Annotated in this window: 17 protein-coding genes; 3 read left to right on the top strand and 14 right to left on the bottom strand. The window is 72.0% G+C overall.

Translation table 11 applies throughout. The features are described from left to right. Positions 1-82: 82 nt before the first annotated feature. Entirely contained in the window at positions 83-1,105 is a 1,023-nt protein-coding gene (locus tag ACWAT2_RS11080) for a LacI family DNA-binding transcriptional regulator (protein ID WP_402375684.1), read from the bottom strand. A 111-nt stretch (positions 1,106-1,216) separates the two neighbouring features. Here ACWAT2_RS11080 and glgB point away from each other — a divergent pair, with 111 nt between their 5' ends. Next, the gene (gene glgB / locus ACWAT2_RS11075; RefSeq protein WP_402375686.1) at positions 1,217-3,436 is read left to right on the top strand and encodes a 1,4-alpha-glucan branching protein GlgB; all 2,220 of its coding nucleotides are present in this window, start codon (positions 1,217-1,219) and stop codon (positions 3,434-3,436) included. Here the strand turns inward: glgB and ACWAT2_RS11070 are convergent. Genes ACWAT2_RS11070 through ACWAT2_RS11060 form a run of 3 tightly spaced genes read right to left on the bottom strand, consistent with a single transcriptional unit; the run spans position 3,430 to position 7,017 of the window. Next, positions 3,430-4,377, bottom strand: a complete 948-nt coding sequence (locus ACWAT2_RS11070) for a tetratricopeptide repeat protein (RefSeq protein ID WP_402375688.1) — start codon at positions 4,375-4,377, stop codon at positions 3,430-3,432. The two genes, glgB and ACWAT2_RS11070, sit on opposite strands and share 7 nt — an antisense overlap. 46 nt (positions 4,378-4,423) lie before the next feature. Continuing rightward, positions 4,424-5,497 (bottom strand): DUF8094 domain-containing protein, encoded by a 1,074-nt coding sequence (locus ACWAT2_RS11065; protein WP_402375690.1) that lies wholly within the window; start codon positions 5,495-5,497, stop codon positions 4,424-4,426. Beyond that, positions 5,494-7,017, bottom strand: a complete 1,524-nt coding sequence (locus ACWAT2_RS11060) for a hypothetical protein (RefSeq protein WP_402375692.1) — start codon at positions 7,015-7,017, stop codon at positions 5,494-5,496. The genes ACWAT2_RS11065 and ACWAT2_RS11060 overlap by 4 nt, the downstream gene beginning before the upstream one ends. 282 nt (positions 7,018-7,299) lie before the next feature. Between ACWAT2_RS11060 and ACWAT2_RS11055 the strand changes: the two genes are divergently transcribed. Beyond that, positions 7,300-8,742: a coiled-coil domain-containing protein gene (locus ACWAT2_RS11055; protein ID WP_402375695.1), complete on the top strand. Its 1,443-nt coding sequence runs from the start codon at positions 7,300-7,302 to the stop codon at positions 8,740-8,742. A gap of 25 nt (positions 8,743-8,767) precedes the next feature. Here ACWAT2_RS11055 and ACWAT2_RS11050 read toward each other — a convergent pair whose 3' ends face one another. The 3 genes from ACWAT2_RS11050 to ACWAT2_RS11040 form a co-directional block, all read right to left on the bottom strand. Beyond that, positions 8,768-9,553, bottom strand: a complete 786-nt coding sequence (locus ACWAT2_RS11050; protein WP_402375697.1) for an alpha/beta fold hydrolase — start codon at positions 9,551-9,553, stop codon at positions 8,768-8,770. 5 nt (positions 9,554-9,558) lie between these two features. Then, the gene (locus ACWAT2_RS11045; RefSeq protein ID WP_402375903.1) at positions 9,559-10,299 is read right to left on the bottom strand and encodes an alpha/beta hydrolase; all 741 of its coding nucleotides are present in this window, start codon (positions 10,297-10,299) and stop codon (positions 9,559-9,561) included. Positions 10,300-10,397: 98 nt separating this feature from the next. Beyond that, positions 10,398-10,697: a hypothetical protein gene (locus tag ACWAT2_RS11040; RefSeq protein ID WP_402375698.1), complete on the bottom strand. Its 300-nt coding sequence runs from the start codon at positions 10,695-10,697 to the stop codon at positions 10,398-10,400. Positions 10,698-10,802: 105 nt separating this feature from the next. Between ACWAT2_RS11040 and ACWAT2_RS11035 the strand changes: the two genes are divergently transcribed. After that, the gene (locus tag ACWAT2_RS11035) at positions 10,803-11,777 is read left to right on the top strand and encodes an FKBP-type peptidyl-prolyl cis-trans isomerase (RefSeq protein ID WP_402375700.1); all 975 of its coding nucleotides are present in this window, start codon (positions 10,803-10,805) and stop codon (positions 11,775-11,777) included. A gap of 170 nt (positions 11,778-11,947) precedes the next feature. Here ACWAT2_RS11035 and nrdF read toward each other — a convergent pair whose 3' ends face one another. The 7 genes from nrdF to ACWAT2_RS11000 all read right to left on the bottom strand — a co-directional run bounded on the left by nrdF (position 11,948) and on the right by ACWAT2_RS11000 (position 22,314). Continuing rightward, positions 11,948-12,928 carry a class 1b ribonucleoside-diphosphate reductase subunit beta gene (gene nrdF / locus ACWAT2_RS11030; protein WP_402375702.1) on the bottom strand — a complete coding sequence of 327 codons (981 nt, stop codon included), beginning with the start codon at positions 12,926-12,928 and terminating at the stop codon, positions 11,948-11,950. 52 nt (positions 12,929-12,980) lie between these two features. Further along, positions 12,981-15,146 (bottom strand): class 1b ribonucleoside-diphosphate reductase subunit alpha, encoded by a 2,166-nt coding sequence (nrdE, locus tag ACWAT2_RS11025; protein WP_402375704.1) that lies wholly within the window; start codon positions 15,144-15,146, stop codon positions 12,981-12,983. Beyond that, positions 15,143-15,574 (bottom strand): class Ib ribonucleoside-diphosphate reductase assembly flavoprotein NrdI, encoded by a 432-nt coding sequence (gene nrdI, locus ACWAT2_RS11020; protein WP_402375706.1) that lies wholly within the window; start codon positions 15,572-15,574, stop codon positions 15,143-15,145. The genes nrdE and nrdI overlap by 4 nt, the downstream gene beginning before the upstream one ends. Before the next feature lie 63 nt (positions 15,575-15,637). Continuing rightward, positions 15,638-15,880, bottom strand: a complete 243-nt coding sequence (nrdH, locus tag ACWAT2_RS11015; protein ID WP_402375708.1) for a glutaredoxin-like protein NrdH — start codon at positions 15,878-15,880, stop codon at positions 15,638-15,640. A gap of 580 nt (positions 15,881-16,460) precedes the next feature. Beyond that, positions 16,461-17,912 carry a GH1 family beta-glucosidase gene (locus ACWAT2_RS11010; protein ID WP_402375710.1) on the bottom strand — a complete coding sequence of 484 codons (1,452 nt, stop codon included), beginning with the start codon at positions 17,910-17,912 and terminating at the stop codon, positions 16,461-16,463. Then, positions 17,909-20,209 carry an alpha-xylosidase gene (gene yicI, locus ACWAT2_RS11005; protein WP_402375712.1) on the bottom strand — a complete coding sequence of 767 codons (2,301 nt, stop codon included), beginning with the start codon at positions 20,207-20,209 and terminating at the stop codon, positions 17,909-17,911. The genes ACWAT2_RS11010 and yicI overlap by 4 nt, the downstream gene beginning before the upstream one ends. Continuing rightward, positions 20,206-22,314: a beta-galactosidase gene (locus ACWAT2_RS11000; RefSeq protein WP_402375714.1), complete on the bottom strand. Its 2,109-nt coding sequence runs from the start codon at positions 22,312-22,314 to the stop codon at positions 20,206-20,208. Before ACWAT2_RS11000 ends, yicI begins: the two co-directional genes overlap by 4 nt. Between the last annotated feature and the right edge of the window lie 94 nt (positions 22,315-22,408).

The following is a 22,408-nucleotide window of genomic DNA, read 5'->3' as shown; positions in this document are numbered from 1 at the left end:
CGACCCCACATTAAGCGCTTAAGTAGCGAGAGGTCAACACCCTCGCTCGATCTCAGCGTGACCCGCGCCGGGCCCGCGGCCGTCAGGCTCGCGCGGGAGCCGGCCCCGTCGAGCCCCGCACGCGCAGCACCGGCGTCGCGTCGAGGAAGCTCCCGTGCGGGGCGCCCTCGATGCGCTCGAACAGCCGGCGGGCGACGTGCGCCCCGTAGCTCGTGACGTCGTGGCTCAGCGCGGTGAGCTGCGGGAACGCGGCCTCGCACAGCGGGGAGTCGTCCCAGGCCACCAGCGAGACGTCCTGCGGGACGCGCACGCCCAGCTCGTGGGCCACCCCCAGGCCCGCGAGCGCCATGACATCGTTGTCGAAGACGATGGCGGTCACCGGCCGGTCCGCGGTCAGCAGCGTCCGCGTGGCCGCCGCCCCGGCCTCCGGGGTGAAGTCGGCACGCTCCACCCGGGCCTCCACCCCCCGCCGTCGCGCCTCGTCGAAGAACGCGAGGTCGCGGATGTGCGTGTGGCCGAACGCCTCGGTCCCCGTCACCCTCCCGATCCTGCGGTGACCCAGTCCCGCCAGGTAGCCCACGCACTCCCGCAGCGCGGCCGCGTCGTCGGTCCACACCGCCGTGGCCCCGCCCGCGAGGGACGGGTCCCCCACGACGACGGCGGGCAGCGCGGCCGCGTCCGTGAGCAGGGGCAGCCGCGGGTCGTCCTGGCGCGGGTCCACCACGACGACGCCGTCGACCCGGCGCGCCGCCCGCCACCGCCGGTGCGCGACGACCTCGGCGTCGACGTCGGGCACGACCTGCAGCAGCAGACCGTAGGACCGCTCGGAGAGCACCTGCTCGATGCCGGCCACGAACTGCATGTAGAAGGACTCGAACCCGAGCGTCTCCGGCGCCCGCGCCAGGATCAGACCGATGGTCTCCGCCCGCGCGCCGGACAACGACCGGGCGGCCTGGCTGGGCTGCCAACCCATCTCGGCGGCGATCTCGAGGATGCGCTCACGGGTCCGCGCCGACACCCCCGGCCGGTCGTTCAGGGCGTACGAGACGGCTCCGGTCGACACCCCGGCGCGGTCGGCGATGTCGGCGATCGTGATGCGAGCCATTCCTCACCTCTCCTCGCCAAGGATCGTACGTCCTTCCCGGGTCGCGCCCGGACGCCGACACGTCGGTGCGCCCATGGAGACAACTCGTGGACGCGGTGGAAGGGTGGACGCATGACACCCGAGCCTCCCGCCGTCGACACCGAGGTCCTCACCGCCGTCGCGCAGGGCACCACCCACGACCCCCACGCGGTGCTCGGCCCCCACCTGCTCCCCGCCGACGAGGGGCCGTACGCCGTGGTCCGGGTGCTGCGACCGCTGGCCGACGAGGTCGTCGTCCTCACCGGCGACCCGGACGGGCCCGGCGTCACCGAGCACCCGACGGTGCACGAGGCCGCCGGCGTGTGGTCCGTCGTCGTCCCCGCCCCGGTGGACGACGACGGCACCCGCCACGCGCCCGACTACCGCGTCCGCTCGCGGTACGGCGACGAGACGACCACCGCCGACGACCCGTACCGGTTCCTGCCGTCCCTGGGCGAGATGGACCTGCACCTGATCGGCGAGGGCCGCCACGAGACGCTGTGGCAGGTGCTCGGCGCGAACCTGCGGACCTATCCCGCGGCCGACGGGGACATCACCGGAACCTCGTTCGCCGTGTGGGCGCCGAACGCCCGCGGCGTCCGGCTCGTGGGCGACCACAACCGCTGGTCGTCGGTGCACCCCCTGCGGTCGCTCGGCTCCAGCGGCGTGTGGGAGATCTTCGTGCCGGCCGTGGGTGCCGGGACCCGCTACAAGTACGAGATCTGCGGCCCGGACGGCGGCTGGCGCGCGAAGGCCGACCCGATGGCCAAGGCGAGCGAGACGCCCCCGGCGACCGCCTCCGTCGTCGCAGCGAGCGAGCACCGGTGGAGCGACGGCGACTGGATGGCGCGCCGCGCGTCGTCCGACCCGCACGGCGGGCCGATCAGCGTCTACGAGGTCCACCTCGCCTCGTGGCGTCCGGGCCTCGGGTACCGCGAGCTCGCCGAGGAGCTGACGGCGTACGTCACCGACCAAGGCTTCACGCACGTGGAGCTGATGCCCGTGGCCGAGCACCCGTTCGGCGGCTCGTGGGGCTACCAGGTGACGGGCTACTACGCGCCCACCGCACGGCTCGGCTCCCCCGACGACTTCCGGTACCTCGTCGACCGGCTCCACCAGGCGGGCATCGGCGTGATCCTCGACTGGGTGCCGGCGCACTTCCCCCGCGACGAGTTCGCCCTCGCCCGGTTCGACGGAACTCCCCTGTACGAGCACCCGGACCCGCGGCGCGGCGAGCAGCCCGACTGGGGCACGCTCGTCTTCGACTTCGGCCGCCGCGAGGTGCGCAACTTCCTGGTGGCGAACGCCTCCTACTGGTTCGAGGAGTTCCACGTGGACGGGCTGCGGGTGGACGCTGTCGCCTCGATGCTCTACCTCGACTACTCGCGCGAGGAGGGCGGCTGGACGCCCAACGTGCACGGCGGACGGGAGAACCTCGAGGCGATCTCGTTCCTCCAGGAGGCGAACGCCACGGCCTACCGCCGCAGCCCCGGCGTGATGATGATCGCCGAGGAGTCCACCGCGTTCCCGGGCGTCACCCGCCCCACCGACACCGGCGGCCTCGGGTTCGGCCTGAAGTGGAACATGGGCTGGATGAACGACTCGCTGCGGTACGTCGCCAAGGACCCGATGTACCGCAGCCACCACCACGGCGAGCTGACCTTCTCGCTGGTCTACGCGTTCTCCGAGCAGTACGTCCTGCCGATCAGCCACGACGAGGTCGTGCACGGCAAGGGCTCGCTGCTGCGCAAGATGCCGGGTGACCGTTGGCAGCAGCTCGCCGGCGTGCGCGCCTTCCTCACCTACCAGTGGACGCACCCGGGCAAGCAGCTGCTCTTCATGGGATCGGAGCTCGCCCAGGACGCCGAGTGGAGCGAGAGCCAGGGCCTCGACTGGTGGCACCTGGACGATCCCGGGCACGCGGGCGTCCAGCGGACGGTGCGCGACCTCAACGCGCTCTACCGCGCCACGCCCGCGCTCTGGGAACGCGACTTCGACGCCTCGGGCTTCGAGTGGCTCGAGGCCGACGACGCCGCCCGCAACGTGCTGGTCTACGCCCGCCGCGCCGCCGACGGCACCCCGGTCGTCGTCGTGGTCAACTTCGCCGGGGTGCCGCACGAGGGCTACCGGATCGGGCTGCCCGACGGCGGCACGTGGGTCGAGGCGTTCTGCTCGGACGCGCCGGAGTACGGAGGATCCGGCGTGGTGAACACCGGTGAGCTGCACGCCGAGGACGTGCCGTCACACGGGCGGCGGCACTCCCTCGCGCTCCGGGTCCCGCCCCTGGGCGGCCTCGTCCTGCGCCGTCAGTAGAGGTACATCGCCAGGCGCCGACGGGCCTTGGCGACCCGCGGGTCGGACGCGCCGACGACCTCGAAGTAGTCGACGAGCCGGCCGCGCAGCTTCTCCTTGGCATCGTCGTCCGCCCCCGGCAGGAGGTCGAGCAGGCGAGCCAGCGCGTCGTCGACCTTGCCACCGAGCATGTCCATGTCGGCCACCGCGAGCTGGGCGTCGACGTCCGTCGGAGCGTCCGCCGCAGCCTGCCTGACCTGCTGCAGGTCGGCCCCACGGGTGCGCTGCATGAGCGCCACCTGGGCGAGCCCGGCGACGGCCTGCGCGTCCTTCGGGTCCTGCTTGAGCGCCTTGCCGTACGCCGCGGCCGCAGCGTCCAGGTCGTCGCGCTCGATCGCGTCGTAGGCCTCCTGGTGCAGCGGCGGCAGCGGCTCCTCGGGCTCCTCGACCGGCGCTTCGGCAGCCGGCTCGGACCCGTCCTGCGCCGGTACCCGCCCGGTCACACCGTTCTGCTCGGCGGCGGCCAGGAGCTGGTCCAGTACTCCGCGGACCTGCTCCTCGGAGGCCCCACCGGCGAAGAGCGGCACAGGCTGGCCCTGCAGCACGGCGACGACGGTCGGCACACCCTCCGGCTGGAAGGCCGCGGCGAGCTGCGGGTACGCGTCGACGTCGAGGCGGCCCAGCATGAACCGCCCGGCGTACTCGTCGGCGACCGCCCCGAGGCTGGTGGCCAGGTCGGCGTTCGCCTGGTCGGTGGGCTTCCACAGCAGGACGACCACGAGGTGCTTGGTCGAGTCCTGCACGACCTGCTGGAAGTTGGCGTCGGTGAGGTCGACGACGAAGCCACCGGCCGTGGGCGCACCGCCCGGCTCGCCCGGGGGCGGTGACTGCGGGCGGTTCAGCGCCGACAGGTCGACGGCGCCGCGCGGGCTGAAGCTCGGGTCGGGCACGGGGTTGCTCATGCACTCATCCTACGAAGTCGGGCGGGAGGGACGGACCGGGGCGCGACTACTCCTCGGACTCCTCGCGGTCGGTGTTGCGCTTCTTGGGGATCTCGTTGGCCGCAGCGACCGCCACGTGGGAGTACCCGAGCGGTCGGATCGGGTCCTCCGAGCCCGCCGGCGGGACGTAGAGCGCCACCTGGTCGGTGTACTCGACGTACAGCTCGTTCGTCTCGTCCTCGCCCGCCAGGAGCGCGGACTGCGTCTCGGTGAGCGGCGGGATCGTGCCGCCCTCCTCGACGTCGATCCGGACGTTGCCGTCGAGGACGCCCATGACCACGGCGCCGCCGTCGGACGTCCGCACCGTGAGGGGGTCGTCCCGCGCGGCGAACGCCAGCCGGTACCGGCCGTCGGCCGTGTCGAACGTCTCGGCCTCGCGCACGTTGCGCGCGTCGGCCTGGATCCGCTTGACGAGGTCCTGGCTCTCGCCGGGCAGCTCGAACGCGTCGGCATGCTCCGAGTCGTCGGTGCCCTTGGCCACCAGGTCGGCGTACCGGGCGACGGCGTCGGCGGGGGTCACCGCCAGCGAGTCGTCGTCGGGCGCCACCTCCTCGGAGCCGATGGCCTCCGGGTCGGCGAAGTTCGGCATCGTGGTGCCGGGGATGAGCTGCACCCACGACCACAGCTTGTAGCTGTCCCGCGCGGACTCCTGCTGGTAGGCCACCATGCGGGGGACCTCGAGGTTCTCCGTCGGCTGCGTGATCGTGTACGTGACCCGCGGCCAGGTCTCGGTGGTGGGGATGATCGCGGCCCGGAGGTCCGTCGGGATCTGGGTCACGAGCGAGTCGTCGCCCCGTTCCTCGGCCACCTTGATCTGGCTCTTGCGGACCTCCAGCGCCGGTCCGCCGACGCGGCTGCGGAGGGCCTTCGGGTCGTTCTCCTCCTCCGCCTTGTCGAGGACTCCCGCGACGTCCTGCACGACGGCGGTCTCCTGCTCCATCGTCAGCACGGGCCCTTCGAAGGGCTCGTCGGCGACCGGGGTCGGGAGCTCCTCGGCGCAGCCGGCGAGGAGCGCGGCAGCGGCCGCGAGCCCGACGGCGGCGCCCGCGCGCCGCGCGACGCGCGTGTTCCTGGCAGTCATCGGGTCCTCCCGTCGGTGTGGTCGTCCTGCTGCTCGTCGGGGCGGGCGGCCGTGGCGTCGAAGCCCCACGTCTCCCGCCACGCCGCCGCACGCCGTCCCGAGATGGGCGGCGGGTCGTCGGCTGCCGGGGGCGTGGCCGGTGCCGGTGGCACCACGGGCGTCTGACCCGTGAGCGCGCGGAACGCCCGCCCGACGCCGGACTGCCCGTCGGCGCGGCGTTCCTCCTCGCGACGCCGCAGCTCGCGCCGCGTGAGCGGGCGGCCGTCGAGCATCGGCAGCGACCCGGTCGTCGTGGTCGGCGGTTCGGCCGGCACCGACGGGGACGCCGGTGCGGCGTCCTGCTGCGCACCGTCCTCGGCCGCCGGCTCCGGCGCGGACCGCGTGCGACGCAGCCTGGTCGACCGGCGGGAGAACCGTCCGGCGACCGGGACCGGCGCCGTGCCCGTCCTGCTCTCGCCGGGGTCCTCCGGGGAGGACCCGGTCGCGCCCTGCTCGGGGCCGTCGGTCGAGCCCTCGTCCGCGGGTGCCGGGACGGGTGCGGAGACCGTCGTGTCCGAGGTGCCCGCCGTCGCGGCCCAGCCGGCTCCCGCAGCCGCGCCGGCGGCAGGTGCGGTCCAGACCGGAGCGGCTGCCGACGTCGTCGACCCGAAGGGCGACGCCGGTGCGTCGGGTGACTCGGGCGACGCGGGTGACTCGGGCGACGCGGGCTCGGCCGGGCTGCCGCCCACCGGGCCGGACGACGCCGTCCCCGGCGTCGCAGCGGCATCCCCGGCCGCGCCCCCGCCCGCACGGCGCCCACGCCCCGACTTCCTCTTCCGGCGGCCGAGCACGAGCAGCACGATGCCGAGCAGCAGGAGCAGGCCACCGAGGCCGACGGCGGGCCACAGCCACGGTGTGCCGACCTCGCGGTCCCAGCTGAGCTCGAGGGTGGGTGCCACGGCGTCGGCGTCGGACGCCTCGGCCGGCGCCTCCTCACCCTCGCCAGCCTCGGCTTCCTCCACCGGGGCCGCGCCGGTACCGGCGGCGAGCAGCACCCACGGTCCGGGCCCGTCGTTCCAGCGCAGGCTGACCTCCTCGGCGGCGGTCAGCTCGGTGATCCACATGTCGGAGCCCGCCGGGTCCGGCAGCTCGACCTCCTCGGGCTCCTCGCCCTCGGCGGCCTCGGCCTCCTCACCCTCGGGGGCCTCGGGAAGCATCTCGGAGGTGGTCAGGGTGTCCCAGTCCTGGAGGCCGGTGACCCGGGTGTAGGGGTCGCCCTCGAGCCAGCCGAGCACGTCGACGTCACGGCCGACGACCACCGTGACCTCTTGGCCCTCCGGCACCGAGGCGGTGACCGTCACGTCGGAGTCGACGAGGTCGAGGACCCCGGGGTCCGTGACGACGAGCGTGCCGTCACCGACGGGCCGGGCCGTGGCGACCACCGTGTCCGACTCGCGCAGGACGGTCGCTGTCGCGACCCCGAACGCGATGGCGGCCAGACCGGCGATCACCAAGACGGCACCGAGAATGCGTTGCAGCACCAAGCTTCCCTTCGACGTGGACTCCTCAGGATAGGGAGGCGTGGCGATCGCCCCGGACCACGAGGGCACCCTGGACGGATCGGTTCACGAACCCTTCACGAGTCCGGTACCAGCATTCCCGAGCCTCCCACGGCCGCGGGCCCTACGACCACTGAACCGCCGCCGCACGACGGTGATCTTTCCGTTTCGCGAGGATCGGACGTCCGGTTCAGGTGTCGGAGGTTCCACGTGACGTCTATCCTGGCCGGAGCCTCGGCACCCACGACAGACGGAGGTCTACACGTGTCCGACGAGCGCACGCTCTTCCCGATCACCATGCGCGGATACGACCGCGCCGCGGTCGAGAACCAGATCTCCCGCCTCGAGCAGGCCGTCGAGGAGGCTCGACGCAACGTCGAGGCGACCGACGCTCGCGCCATGCAGCTCTCCTCCGAGCTCGCCGAGGCGCACCGCCAGCTGCGGGAGAACGACAAGCCGTCCTACGCCGGGCTCGGCGCTCGCGCCGAGCGACTGCTGCGCTCGGCCGACGAGCAGGCCGCCGAGGTCCTGACGCAGGCGAACCAGCAGGCGTCCGACGTCATGGCGCGAGCCAAGCTGTCGGCCGGCCAGGTCCGCCAGCGAGCCGAGACCGAGGCATCCGAGCTGCTCTCCAGCGCCCGTCGGGAGGCCGAGGAGATCCGGTCGACCACCGGGTCGGAGGCCGAGGGCATCCTGCAGGGCGCCCAGCGCCGGGCCGAGGAGCTCGTCGGGTCGGCCGAGCGGGAGTCCGCGCTCATCATGAGCACCCTCACCACGGAGGAGAGCGAGCGACGAGCGTCGCTCGAGCGCGAGATCGGCACGATGCGCTCCACCGCCGAGCGGGAGGTGACCGAGGCACGGGTCACGACGGACCGCGAGGTCGCCCAGCTCCGTGCCGAGGCGGCCGCCGAGTCGGCCGCTCTGCGCGAGGAGGCCGAGCGCGAGTCCAACGACCTCCTCGAACGGACGCGGACCGAGGCCGCGCGCATCGTGGCGGAGGCCAAGCACCAGGCTGCCGAGGCGGCCAACGCCGTCACGACCGAGCTCGAGGACCTCCGCGAGCGGGCACGCCGCGCCCTCTCGGACGCCGAGCTCGAGGCCGCCCAGATGCGCGAGCGGGTCGAGAACGAGGCCGCCGAGCGCCACGAGGTGGCCCGGGCCGAGACCGAGCGTCTCGTCGCCGCGGCCGAGGAGCACGCCGCCGAGGCCGAGAAGCGGGTCGCCGTCGCCCTCCAGCAGGCCGACCAGGTGCGCACCGAGTCCGACGCCTACATCAAGGAGCTCGTCGCCGACGCCCGGCGCACCGCGGACTCCATCGTGGCCGAGGCACGGACCTTCGCCGACCAGACCGTCTCCGACGCCCAGGCCGAGGCCGAGCAGAGCCGCACGACGGCGGAGCGCCAGCTCGAGGACCTGACACGCCGGCACGACTCCATCAACTCCTATCTCGAGGAGCTGCGCGGGCTCCTGGGCAGCGAGAAGGCGGCGGACGTCGTCCCGGTCGCCACGGTCGACGCCCCGTCGAGCCCGACCGGCAGCGCGACGTCCGCAGAGACGCGCCACGCCGACAGCACCGACAGCGCCGAGAGCCCGCCGTCCGAGAACCCTCTCGACCAGACGCCCGCCCAGCGTGCCCGCGCGGCCTCCGCCCAATCGGCGGAGGAGGCGTCCTCGCCCACGGACGAGGCGGCGACCAGCCGGGCCTGAGGCCGTCAGGCCCGGTCGGGCACCGTCACCGCAGCCTGGTGTGCAGGGCGGCCACGGCCCGGGCCACCGCGGCGGGCTCCTCGACCGCGCTGAGGTGTGCCGCCTCCGGCACCACGGAGAGTGTCGCGTCGCGGGCCGCGTCGGCCATGTGGTGCGCGTCATCGACGGTCGTCACGCGGTCCTCCGCCCCGACGACGACGGCCACCGGGCCCTCGAAGGAGCGCAGGACGTCGGTCCGGTCCGGCCGCGCCGCCATCGCACGCTGCGCCCAGGCCACGCCGGCCACCGCCTGGGAGCGGATCCAGGCGTACACCGTCGGGTACAGCGACCGCCGTTCCAGCTCCGAGGTGGGCCCGAGGAGCTTGGCCGGCATGCCCATCACGGCGTCGAGGGTCTGCGTCGACTCGACGGCGGCAGCGACCTGCAGCCGTCCCTCGCGGGCCGCGTCGTCGTCGGCGGTCGACTTGGTGTCGACGAGGCCGAGGCCCCGCACGAACCCGGGGTGGCGCTCCGCCATCGCGAGCGCCACGTACCCTCCCATCGAGAGCCCGACCACGACGGCGTTGCCCTCCCCCTGCTCGCGGAGCGTCGCGTGCACGAGGTCGGCCGTCGCGTCGAGGCTGGCGGGGAGCTGGCCGAGGTCGCTGTGCCCGTGGCCCGGCAGGTCGACGGCGATGATGCGCAGGCCGTCCGGCAGCGCGTCGACCATGGAGACCCACATGCGGTGGTCGAGCGGGAAGCCGTGCAGCAGCACCACCGGGACGCCGGCACCGTCGCGCAGCAGGTAGGTGGCCAGGGTCGGGCTCGTCATGGTCCTCATCCTCTCGTCGTGGCCGGGGCGACGTCCGAGGCGTGCTGCACCTCGCCGTCGTAGTGCGTGGGCAGCGGGGCGTGGCCCGGCAGCACGTGCTGGACGATCTCGTCGAGCACGCGACGCACGGCGGGCTCCCCCACCCACAGGTGCTTGGCGCCGTCCACCCCGATCACCTCCGCCTGGGGCACGCGGGCGAACCGCTCCCGTGCCTCGGCCGGCTGGAGGTAGTCGTCGTGCTCCGGGACGAGGACCACGAGCGGCTTGCCGAACTCGGCCCAGCGGTCGAGGTCGGCGTCGGTGGCGCGGTGCAGCGGCGGCGAGAGCAGGATCGCCCCCTCGATGCTCGGGTCCGCGCCGTGCTTGAGCACGAGCTCCGTCCCGAACGACCACCCGACGAGCCAGGGGTGCGGCAGCTCGCGGAACTCGGCGAGCTCCAGCGCCGCCGCGACGTCGAAACGTTCCGCGTCGCCGCCGTCGAACTCCCCCTGCGAGGTGCCGCGAGCCGACGTCGTGCCGCGCGTGTTGAAGCGCAGGACGGCCAGGTCGGCGAGCTCCGGCAGGCGCCAGGCCGCCTTGCGGTACACGTGGGAGTCCATGAATCCGCCGTGCGTCGGCAGGGGGTGGAGCGTCAGCAGGCTGGCCACCGGTTCCTGCGCGGCCGGCAGAGCGAGCTCCCCGACGAGCGTCAGCCCGTCCGCGGTATGCAGCTCGACGTCCTCGCGACGGGCAGGCAGGACGGTCATGGAGCGGATCTGGTGGCCGGTGGCGGCGTCGTCGTTCACTCTTCCACCCTAGTTCGGGTGTCGGCTCACGCTCGCCCAGGACGGCGCGTGCGGCCAGGTCAGCGCAACCGTTCGCGCCGCTCCCAGCATGCGGTGTGCCAGTGCCGGCGCGCCTCGAGGCCGGCCGCCTCGCCCCCGATCGCGTCCCGGGCCCACGCGACCACGTGGGGAGTTCCTGCGGGGATCTGCTGGCGGCACGTCGGGCACGTGTACGCCTTGTCACCGCCGCGCACGCGGCGGACAGTCCACTCCCCGTCACCGGCGCTGACGTGCTGGACGCCTCCGAGGGCGCGGTCCATGTCCAGGGGCTGGTGCTCGGCGCCCCAGGGGCGCTTCCGGGAGGGTCGACGCGACGGCATGTCATCCATTGTCACGCGTCCACGACCTTGCCGACACACCTGGCAACGGGGTTGAGGTTCGGCCGCTACAGTATCCCGGATCCACTTTCGACCGAAGGGCACCTCGTGAAGCTCCGTACCTCCGTCGGCGCCGCCGGCGTCGTGCTGGCCGCCTCCCTCGCGCTGGCAGGCTGTGCCGACGGCGACAGCGCGCCCGAGGAGAACTCCTCGTCCGCCTCCGCCGGGACGTCGGAGTCGGCCGAGGCCACCGACCAGCCCGAGCCCACCGAGGCGGACGTCGCCGCGGTCGCGGCGATCAAGGTCACCGGCGACCCGGGCTCCGAGCCCGAGCTCGCCTTCGAAGAGCTCGAGGTCTCGGTGCCGACCACACGCGTGGTCGACGAAGGCGACGGCGACGAGCTGGCCGAGGGCATGAAGGTCACCATGCAGTACGTCGCCTACGACGCCGCAGGCGAGCGCCTCGGGTCCACGTGGGAGAACGACGCCCCGGAGAGCTTCGTGCTCGGCGACCCCAGCTACGACCTGCTCACCGACCCGCTGCTCGGGCAGCCGGTGGGCACGCGGCTGCTCATCGCGAACCCCACCGTCGACGCGCAGAACGAGCCGTCGACCGTCGTCAACCTCGTCGAGATCACCAAGGCGGTCCAGATCCCCGCGCGCGCCGAGGGCGAGGCCGTCGAGCCGGCCGACGGCCTGCCGGCCGTGACCCTCGGAGACGACGGCGCCCCGTCGGTCGAGATCCCCGAGGGCTACGAGGCTCCGGACGAGCTCGTCGCGCAGACCCTGATCGAGGGCGAGGGTGACGAGGTGAGCGCCGACCAGACGGTCACCGCGCACTACACCGGCTGGACGCTGGACGGCGAGGTCTTCGACTCGTCCTGGGAGCGCGGCGAGCCGTCCTCGTTCTCCCTGCAGCAGGTCATCCCGGGCTGGACCGACGGGATCTCCGGCCAGACGGTGGGCAGCCAGGTGCTGCTCGTCATCCCCGCCGACCAGGCCTACGGGGCCGAGGCGGACGGGAGCAGCGAGCTCGCCGGTGAGGATCTGATCTTCGTCGTCGACATCCTCGACGCCGACTGACCCTCCCCGGGCCACGGCCCGGACCGACGAAGGGGCGGGCCCTCGCTTCACGCGAGGGTCCGCCCTTCGCCATCCCGCCGAGGTAGTACCGGCCCGACGGCGGAGGACGACGACGGCCCTGCGCTCGGCTGAGCGCAGGGCCGTCGGTGGTCACCACGGCGGGCGAGGGATCAGAAGTCCCAGTCGTCGTCCTCGGTGTGGACCGCCTTGCCGATGACGTAGGAGGACCCCGACCCTGAGAAGAAGTCGTGGTTCTCGTCCGCGTTCGGGCTCAGCGCCGCGAGGATCGCCGGGTTGACGTCCGTCTCGTCCTTGGGGAACAGGCCTTCGTAGCCCAGGTTCATCAGGGCCTTGTTGGCGTTGTACCGCAGGAACTTCTTGACGTCCTCCGTGAGGCCGAGCTCGCCGTAGAGCGCGTCGGTGTACTCGACCTCGTTCTCGTACAGCTCGAAGAGCAGCTCGAAGGTGTAGGCCTTCATCTCGTCCTGCTCGGTCGAGCTGAGCCGGGCCAGACCCTTCTGGAACTTGTAGCCGATGTAGTAACCGTGCACGGCCTCGTCGCGGATGATGAGGCGGATGAGGTCGGCCGTGTTGGTCAGCTTCGCGCGGCTGGACCAGTACATCGGGGCGTAGAAGCCGGAGTAGAACAGGAACGACTCGAGCATCGTCGAGGCGACCTTGCGCTTCAGCGGGTCGTCGCCGCGGTAGTAGTCGAGGACGATCTCCGCCTTGCGCTGCAGGTACGGGTTCTCCTCCGACCAGGCGAACGCCTCGTCGATCTCCTTGGTCGAGATCAGGGTGGAGAAGATCGAGGAGTAGCTCTTGGCGTGCACCGACTCCATGAACGCGATGTTGGTGTACACCGCCTCCTCGTGCGGTGTGATCGCGTCCGGGATGAGCGACACGGCACCGACCGTGCCCTGGATCGTGTCCAGGAGCGTCAGGCCGGTGAACACGCGCGTGGTCATGAGCTTCTCGGCGTCCGAGAGCGTGTTCCACGACTGGATGTCGTTGGACACCGGGACCTTCTCCGGCAGCCAGAAGTTGCCGACCAGGCGATCCCAGACCTCGAGGTCCTTGTCGTCCTGGACACGGTTCCAGTTGATCGCGCTGACGCGGTCGATGAGCTTGAGCTGGCCGGTGGGTGCCATGGCAGGTTCCTTCAGGTGCGGGTGACGGGGTGCGGTCGAGAGCGGGTCGGCGTCACAGCATGCAGCTGACGCAGTTGTCCACCTCGGTCCCCTCGAGCGCCAGCTGTCGCAGGCGGATGTAGTAGAGCGTCTTGATGCCCTTGCGCCAGGCGTAGATCTGCGCCTTGTTGACGTCGCGCGTGGTGACCGTGTCCGGGAAGAACAGCGTCAGAGACAGCCCTTGGTCGACGTGCTGGGTGGCCGCCGCGTAGGTGTCGATGATCTTCTCGTAGCCGATCTCGTACGCGTCCTGGTAGTACTCCAGGTTGTCGTTCGTCATGTACGGCGCCGGGTAGTACGCCCGACCGAGCTTGCCTTCCTTGCGGATCTCGATCTTCGCCGCCACCGGGTGGATGGAGGACGTCGAGTTGTTGATGTAGCTGATCGAGCCGGTCGGCGGCACCGCCTGGAGGTTCTGGTTGTAGATGCCGTGCTCCATGACGGACGCCTTGAGCCGGCGCCAGTCGTCCTGCGTCGGGATGTGCACGCCGGCCTCGGCGAAGAGCCGCGCCACCCGCTCGGTGGCGGGCTTCCACTCGGCGTCCGTGTACTTGTCGAAGTACTCGCCGGTGGCGTACTTCGAGTCCTCGAAGCCGCCGAACGCACGCCCCCGCTGCTCGGCGAGCCGGTTGGAGGCCGCGATCGCGTGGTACGCCACGGTGTAGAAGTAGATGTTCGTGAAGTCGATGCCCTCGTCGGAGCCGTAGTAGATCCGCTCGCGCGCGAGGTAGCCGTGCAGGTTCATCTGCCCGAGACCGATGGCGTGGCCCATCTCGTTGGCCCGCTTGACCGACGGCACCGACTCGATGCTCGTCTGGTCGGAGACCGCGGTGAGGGCACGGATCGCCGTGTCGATCGTCGCACCGAAGTCCGGCGAGTCCATCGTCTTGGCGATGTTCAGCGATCCGAGGTTGCAGGAGATGTCCCGGCCGACCTCGTCGTAGGACAGGTCCTCGTGGAACGTGGACGGGGTGGAGACCTGCAGGATCTCGGAGCACAGGTTCGAGTGGGTGATGCGGCCCTTGATCGGGTTCGCACGGTTCACCGTGTCCTCGAACATGACGTACGGGTAGCCCGACTCGAACTGCAGCTCGGCGATCGTCTGGAAGAAGTCGCGCGCCTTGATCGTCGTGGACCGGATCCGCTCGTCGGCGACCAGCTCGTCGTACTTCTCGGTGATCGAGACGTCCGCGAACGGCTTGCCGTAGACGCGCTCGACGTCGTACGGGCTGAACAGGTGCATGTCCTCGTTGCGCTTGGCGAGCTCGAACGTGATGTCCGGGATCACGACGCCGAGCGAGAGGGTCTTGATCCGGATCTTCTCGTCGGCGTTCTCGCGCTTGGTGTCGAGGAACCGCAGGATGTCGGGGTGGTGCGCGTGCAGGTACACGGCGCCGGCACCCTGGCGGGCACCGAGCTGGTTGGCGTAGGAGAACGAGTCCTCGAGCAGCTTCATCACGGGGATGACGCCGGACGACTGGTTCTGGATGTGCTTGATCGGCGCACCGTGCTCACGGACGTTGCTGAGCAGCAGCGCGACGCCACCGCCGCGCTTGGAGAGCTGCAGCGCGGAGTTGATGCCGCGCGCGATGGACTCCATGTTGTCCTCGATGCGCAGCAGGAAGCAGGACACGGGCTCGCCGCGCTGCGCCTTGCCCACGTTGAGGAACGTCGGGGTGGCGGGCTGGAACCGACCGGAGATGACCTCGTCGACGATGTCGCGGGCCGTCTGCTCGTCACCGTCGGCCAGCCCGAGCGCGACCATCGAGACCCGGTCCTCGAACCGCTCGAGGTAGTTCTTCCCGTCGAACGTCTTGAGCGTGTACGAGGTGTAGTACTTGAACGCGCCGAGGAACGACTCGAAGCGGAAGTCCGCGGCGTAGGCGCGCTGGAAGAGCTCCTTGACGAACGCGCGCGGATACTTCGCCAGCACGGTGGGGTCGTAGTACTTGTTCTCGACCAGGTGGTCGAGCTTCTCGTCGAGCGTGTCGAACTCGATCGTGTGGGGCAGCACGTGCTGCCGGAAGTACGCCGACGCGGCCTCGTGGTCCTTGTCGAACTGGATCTTGCCGTCCGGTCCGTACAGGTTCAGCATCGCGTTGAGCGCGTGGTAGTCGAGCTCCGACTGCTGCAGCGGGACCGCTGCCGCCTGCGGAGCGTCCACCGACGTGCTGTTCACGCCGAGATCAGTGACTGTCGTTGCCAAAATCGTCCCAATCCGTCACGGACGCGCTGGGCGTCCTCGGCCGTCCCGAGCAGCTCGAAGGCATACAGGTACGGCACCTGGCACTTCGCCGAGATGATGTCGCCGGCGATGCAGTACGCAGCGCCGAAGTTGGTGTTGCCCGCAGCGATGACGCCGCGGATCAGCGACCGGTTGTGCGCGTCGCCGAGGAACCGGCGGACCTGGCGCGGTACCGACCCGCCCTCGTTGCCCCCGCCGTAGGTGGGGACCATGAGGACGTACGGCTCGTCGACCGTCAGGAATCCGTCGGCGGGGCGCAACGGGATGCGGTGGACCGGCATCCCCAGCTCCTCGAGGTCGAGGCGCTGGACGAACCGGTGCGTGTTCTCCGAGACGCTGGAGAAGTAGACGAGCGACCCCATGTCACCCTCCCCCGAAAAAACGTGCTGCGTACCGCCCGACCGCGCCGCGATCGGGCGGGGTCGTCAGGCCGAGACGGCCTGCTGCGCCGCGACGGCGCTGATCTGGTCGGGACGGAAGCCCGACCAGTGCGTGTCGCCGGCGACGACGACCGGGGCCTGCAGGTATCCGAGCCCGCGGACCATCTCGAGGGCGTCGGCGTCCTCGGTGATGTCCACGACCGTGTACTCGACGCCCTTCCGGTCGAGGGCACGATAGGTCGCGTCGCACTGCACGCAGGCCGGCTTGCTGTAGACCGTGATGCTCATGTCGCACTCCCTGTCTCGCCGCCCGATCGGCGGTCGTCCGATGTCTCGTGTGTCGCGTCCTGACGTGCGGTCCACGACGGTCTCGACCGACCCCGAGGCCCCCTTCCGAGGGTCCGTGACCAGTGACGACACCGGTGGAACTACGCCGATGTTGCTGCTGCGGCGGCCAGTGGCCTCCGCGTCCCACAAACACTACACCTAGTGTTCGCGGACTGCTCGCCTACGACATGTTGTGGTCGACACGGTTGTTGTTACACCGGTGTGATTCGCCCGAAATGGCCGTCAGGAGCCTCCGGGAGACTCCTGCGAGCATCGTCGCACGCACCTCTGACACCATCGCCCGTCCACTGCTCGGTCCACCGGTCCGGGTGCTGCTGGGGCGCGCCGTCGTGCGCCTGGCGGACACCCGTCCACAACCCGTGGACGACGGCGGTCCACACCCTGTGCACGGCGCCCCGACGGCGCCGTGCGTCGGTCGGACCAGACGACCTCAGATCTTCCTCACACCTGACGCGCCCGGGCGTGTCTCGCACGTCCGGGCGCGTCGCCGTCGTCCCCACGGACGAGTCACGAACGAGGGTCAGACGGGCGGGCCGGCCTCGAACACCGCCGGGATGCGGCCCGTCCGGGTCAGCCGGGCGTACCAGTACGCGGAGTCCTTCCAGGTCCGCTCCCCCGTCGGGTAGTCGACGTGCAGGATGCCGAACCGCTTCGAGTAGCCGTAGGCCCACTCGAAGTTGTCCATCAGCGACCACGCGAAGTAGCCCCGCACGTCCGCCCCGGCGTCGATCGCGGCGGCCACGGCCGCCACGTGGTCCCGCAGGTACGCCACCCGCGAGACGTCGTGGACGCGCGCGATGCCCAGTGCCGGGTCCTGGACGACCTCGTCGGTGAACGACGCCCCGTTCTCGGTCACGGCCAGCGGCTGGTCCGGGTAACGCTCGTGCAGGTCCAGCAGCAGCTCCGTCAGGCCGCCCGGCTCGACGTTCCAGCCCATCGCGGTGTACGGCCCCGGCTGCGGCAGGAACTCGACGTCGTCGGCCGCGACCCACGGCGAGACGGCCGTGGTCTTGTGCCCGTCGGCCCGCACGGGCTCACCCTCGCCGTCGAACCGGCGCACACGGGTCGACGAGTAGTAGTTGACCCCCAGCACGTCCAAGGGCTGGCGCACGACGTCGAGGTCACCGTCCTGGACGAAGGACCAGTCCGTGACGCTCGCCGTGTCCGCCTGGACGTCGGCCGGGTAGGTGCCCTCCAGCAGCGGTCCGAGGAACACCCGGTTGGCCAGCCCGTCGACCTGGCGCACGGCGTCGGCGTCGGCAGCCGAGTCCGAGGCCGCACGGAACACGTGCAGGTTCAGCGTGATCGAGCACGCCGCCCCGGGGATCTCCTCGCGGATCGCACGCGCGGCCAGGCCGTGCGCCAGGTTGAGGTGGTGCACGGCCGCGAGCGCCGCCGCCGGCTCGGTACGACCGGGTGCGTGCACGCCGGACGCGTAGCCGAGGTACGCGGAGCACCAGGGCTCGTTCAGCGTGGTCCACAGCGCGACACGGTCGCCGAGCTCGCGGGCCATCGCCCGGGCGTAGTCGGCGAAGGCGTAGGCCGTCTCGCGGGCGGCCCAGCCGCCGGCGTCCTCCAGCTCCTGGGGCAGGTCCCAGTGGTAGAGGGTCACGTAGGGCGTGATGCCCCGCTCCCGGAGCGCGTCGAGCAGGTTCCGGTAGAACTCGACGCCCTCGGCGTTGAGCGGTCCCGTGCCGCCGGGCTGGACGCGGGACCACGAGATCGACAGGCGGTAGGCGCTGACGCCGAGCCGCGCCAGGTGGTCCACGTCCTCGGCCCAGCGGTGGTAGTGGTCGCAGGCGACGTCACCGGTGTCGCCGCCCTGGATGGCGCCCGGCACGCGGCAGAGCGTGTCCCAGATGGACGGGCCGCGCCCGCCCTCCGCGGCCGCGCCCTCGATCTGGTAGGCCGCGGTGGCGGTCCCCCACAGGAAGCCGTCCGGGAACTGCCCGGTGGTGCTGATGGTGCTCACAGCTCGATCCTCACTTCTTCCGGACCGTTCGCCTCGGTCCGCAGGCCACCGACCTGGACCGCCCATCGTGTGGAAGCGTTCCCACTCGAGACGACGACGGCGCTCTCGGTGCGTCGTACGCGGAAAGTTGCCGGTGCGCCCTCGCCACCGGGCACACTGACCTCGGAGTCGTGACCCACCGCGAGCTCGACGCAGTGGAGGGTCACGCCCTCGGCCCAGGCATAGTCGGGACGGTCGGTGCGGGCCCCGACGGGGAGCACGCTACCCGGTCGCACCAGCAGCGGCAGACTCGCGAACCCGTGCGTCTGCGCGACCCACCGCGGACCGGTGACGACGCGTCCGTCGACCGCTCCGCCGTCGGCGGTCGCGCCCGGGTCGAGGAGCGTCCAGCGGCCCTCGGGCACGTAGACCTCCGCCACGCCGTCCTCGCGCAGGACGGGGGCGACCAGCAGCGAGTCGCCCAGCATGTACTGGGTATCGACACCATAGGTCGCGCGGTCGTCGGGGAACTCCAGGACCATCGGGCGCATCATCGGCGTACCGGCGTCCACGACCTCCTCGGCGAGCCGGCCGAGGTAGGGCATCAGGCGCATCTTCAGGTGCGTGAACCGCCGGGCGACGTCCACCGCCTCGTCGTCGAAGGCCCACGGCACCCGGTACGACGACGAACCGTGCAGGCGCGAGTGGCTCGAGAGCAGGCCGAACGCGAGCCACCGCTTGAAGACGCCCGCGTCGGGCGTCCCCTCGAAGCCGCCGATGTCGTGGCTCCAGTACCCGAACCCGGACATCGCCAGGGAGAGCCCGCCACGCAGCGACTCCGCCATGGCCGTGTACGTCGAGTCGCAGTCCCCGCCCCAGTGCACGGGCATCCGCTGCCCGCCCGCGGTCGCGGCCCGGGCGAAGACGACCGCCTCGCCCGCACCCCGCCGCCGCTCGAGCATCCCGAACACGGCCTCGTTGTAGAGCTGGGCGTAGTAGTTGTGCATCCGCTGCGGGTCGGACCCGTCGTGCCAGACCACGCCCTCGGCGGGCACCCGCTCGCCGAAGTCGGTCTTGAAGCAGTCCACTCCCTGGTCGAGGAGCCGTTCGAGGTACCCCAGGTACCAGGCGGTGGCCTCCGGGTTGGTGAAGTCCACCAGCCCCATGCCCGCCTGCCACAGGTCCCACTGCCACACCCCGCCGTCCTCGGTGCGCAGCAGATAGCCTCGCTCGGCGCCCTCGGCGAACAACGGCGAGCGCTGCGCGATGTACGGGTTGATCCACGCGCTGACCTTCAGGCCGCGATCGTGCAGGCGCGCGAGCATGCCCTCCGGGTCCGGGAAGGTGCGCGGGTCCCACTCGAAGTCGCACCACTGGTACTCGCGCATCCAGAAGCAGTCGAAGTGGAAGACGCTCAGCGGCAGGTCGCGCTCGGCCATCCCCTCGATGAACGAGGTGACGGTCTTCTCGTCGTAGTCCGTGGTGAACGACGTCGACAACCACAGCCCGTACGACCAGGCCGGCACGCGGGGCGGGCGTCCGGTGAGCGCCGTGTAGCGCCGCAGCACGTCCTTCGGCGTCGGGCCCGCGACCACGTGGTACGTGAGCGACTGCCCCGGGACGGAGAGCTGGACCCGCGAGTTCACCTCGGAGGCCACCTCGAGCGACACCTTCTCGGGGTGGGCGACGAAGACGCCGTACCCGGCGGACGTGACGTAGAAGGGGACGTTCTTGTAGGCCTGCTCGCTGGAGGTGCCGCCGTCGGCGTTCCAGACCTCGACCTCCTGACCGTTCTTGACGAACGGGCCGAACCGCTCCCCCAGCCCGTACACGTGCTCTCCCGGCGCGAGGGCGAGCTGCTCGTGCACCCAGCGCTCGCCGGTGTCCGCGGAGATCGCGGCGACGGACTTGGGCAGGCTCGAGGTGATCACCCGCCCCTCGTGCTCGAAGTCGACCCGCCAGGCGCCCTGCCGGTGCACCCGCACGGTGAGCCCTCCGGTCTCCAGCACGCCCGCCGCCTCGTCGACCTTGACGACGGGTCGGAACCCGGGTTCGGCGTGCACCGCGAAGTCCGGGCCTCGCCGGACGGCACCCGCGTGGTGCTCCACGCGCACCGTCACGACGCCCGGCGCCGGCGAGGAGTAGGTCAGCGTGAGCACGGGCCGGTTGAGGGTGTCCCCCCGGTGGTGGACCACGGACGTGGGTGCGAAGACCGTCATCGTCCCGGCCGCCTCGTCCACCCGGACGTCGTCGACCTCCGTCGCGTACAGCGGGTGAAGCCCGGGCCGGGACAGCCAGTAGCCGTCGGTGAACTTCATGCGTTCCTCTCGGTCAGGACGACGGCCTCGCCCGCGGGCACGTCGATCACGTCGGTGAAGTGGGCACCGCTCAGCACGTCGGCGTGCTCTCCGGCCACGGGCACGCGCGCCGCGGACCCGGAGTGGTTGAGCAGGAAGAGGTGGTCGCCGCGGCGCACGGCCTCCACGCCGGGCAGGTCGGCCAGGCCGGGGACGACGCCGGCCACCCCGGCCCGCTCGCAGGCGTCGGTCAGCACGCGGCGCAGCAACGGTTCGGGCAGGACCGTGCCCAGGTACCAGGCGGTGCCGGCGTGCGTGGCGGTCGCGCCGTCGGGCCCGGGTACCCGGCGCCGGGTGACGGCAGGGGCTCGGGCGAGGTGGCCGACGGCGTAGCTCGCCAGCACCTCCGCCCCCTCGGCGCGCAGCAGCTCGCCGAGCACGCGGGCGCGTGGTGCGTCGTCGGTGCCGACGGTGGTCTCGGCGGTGGCGAGCGGTCCGGTCAGCGGCACGCCGTCGTCGGGCAGCGCGGCCCACTCCTCGCCGCTGACGCCGAGCAGGTCGGCCAGGAGCACGGGGAACCTGCCGCCGCGGACGTGCGCGTCACGGTCGGCGACACCCGTGAAGCACCCGACGACGACGCTCGCGCCGCGGGCCGCCGCGCCCGCCACCGCGTCGGCCGCCGCGGGCGACAGCAGATAGCTCTGCGGCACGAGGAGGACGTCGTAGCCGGCCGCACCGGTGACCGCGAGGTCGTCCGGGTGGGCCAGGTCGACCGCGACGCCCGCGTCCCACAGCACGCGGTACCAGGAACGCAGGACGTCCAGGGTGCGCAGCCGTCCGGTGGGCCGGGCCTGTTCCTCGGCCGCCCACCAGGACTCCCAGTCGAAGAGCGCGACCACGCGTGCCGGGACCCGCTGCCCGACGACGCCACGCAGCCGCGCCAGGTCGCCACCGACGCGCACGACTCCAGCGTGCACCCTGGTGTCCGGGCCCGCGTGCGGGAGCATCGCCGAGTGGAAGCGTTCGGCCCCCGCCCGGGAGGCCCGCCACTGGAAGTAGCACACGCCGTCGGCCCCGTGCGCCACCGCCTGCAGCGCCTCGCGACGTGACCGTGCGGGCGACTTGGGCAGGTTGTGCTCCCGCCAGCTCACGGCGCCGACCGCAGCCTCCATGAGCATCCAGGGCCGTCCTCCGCCGAGCGAGCGCACGAGGTCGGCCGTCAGCGCGGCGTCGGCCGGGGAGCGCGGGTCCCCGGGGTCGGGGTAGGCGTCGTCCGCGACGACGTCGAGGTCCTGCGCCCACGACCAGTAGTCGGCCAGGGCGAAGAACCCCATGAGGTTGGTGGTCACCGGACGTTCCGGGTCGACGGCGCGGACGACCTCGCGCTGCTCGCGGTACAGGGCGCGCAGCTGGTCCGAGGAGTAGCGGCGGAAGTCCAGCGCCTGCGAGGGGTTGACGTGGTACGGCGTGCGCCGCGGCGGCAGGATCTCGGTGAAGTCGGCGTAGTGCTGGGACCAGACGGTGGTGGCCCAGGCCTCGTTGAGGGCCCCGATCGTCCCGTAGCGCTCACGCAGCCACTGCCGGAACTGCGTGGCGGACTCCGGCCCGTAGCAGACCTGACCGAGCTCGTTGCCGACGTGCCACATGCGGACGGCGGGGTGGCCGGCGTAGCGGTCCACGAGGTCGCGGGTGATCGCCAGCGCGTGCTCGCGATAGACGCGCGAGGCCGGGCTGAACTGGTTGCGCGAGCCGGCCACGAGCCGCACCCCGTCGGCGTCGACCGGCAGCGTGTCCGGGTGCAGCCGGCCGAGCCATGGCGGGGGCGACGCGGTGGGCGTGGCGAGGTCCACCGCGATACCGCCGGCGTGCAGCAGGTCCAGCACCTCGTCGAGCCAGCCGAAGTCGCGGACACCGGGACGCGGCTCGTAGCGCGCCCACGAGAAGACCCCCACCGTGACGAGGTTGACTCCGGCCCTGCCCATCAGGCGGACGTCCTCGCCCCAGGTGTCGCGGTCCCACTGCTCCGGGTTGTAGTCGCCGCCGTAGAGGATCCCCAGATCGGCGGTCAGCGCGGCGAACCGGGTGGGGTCGACCGGGCGCCGGTCGGCGCTGTGGGTCTGCGGCACCGTCGCCCTCCTGTCGCTCGGCACGCCTCGTCGCGTGGGTCCGCTCGTCGCGGGTGTCGACCATGTTGTCGAAGCGTTTCAACACGCTAGCCTG

This window comes from Isoptericola sp. GX10416 (assembly GCF_056590155.1).
Note: the sequence above shows the minus strand (reverse complement) of the source record. Positions and strands in the feature narration are given on the sequence as shown.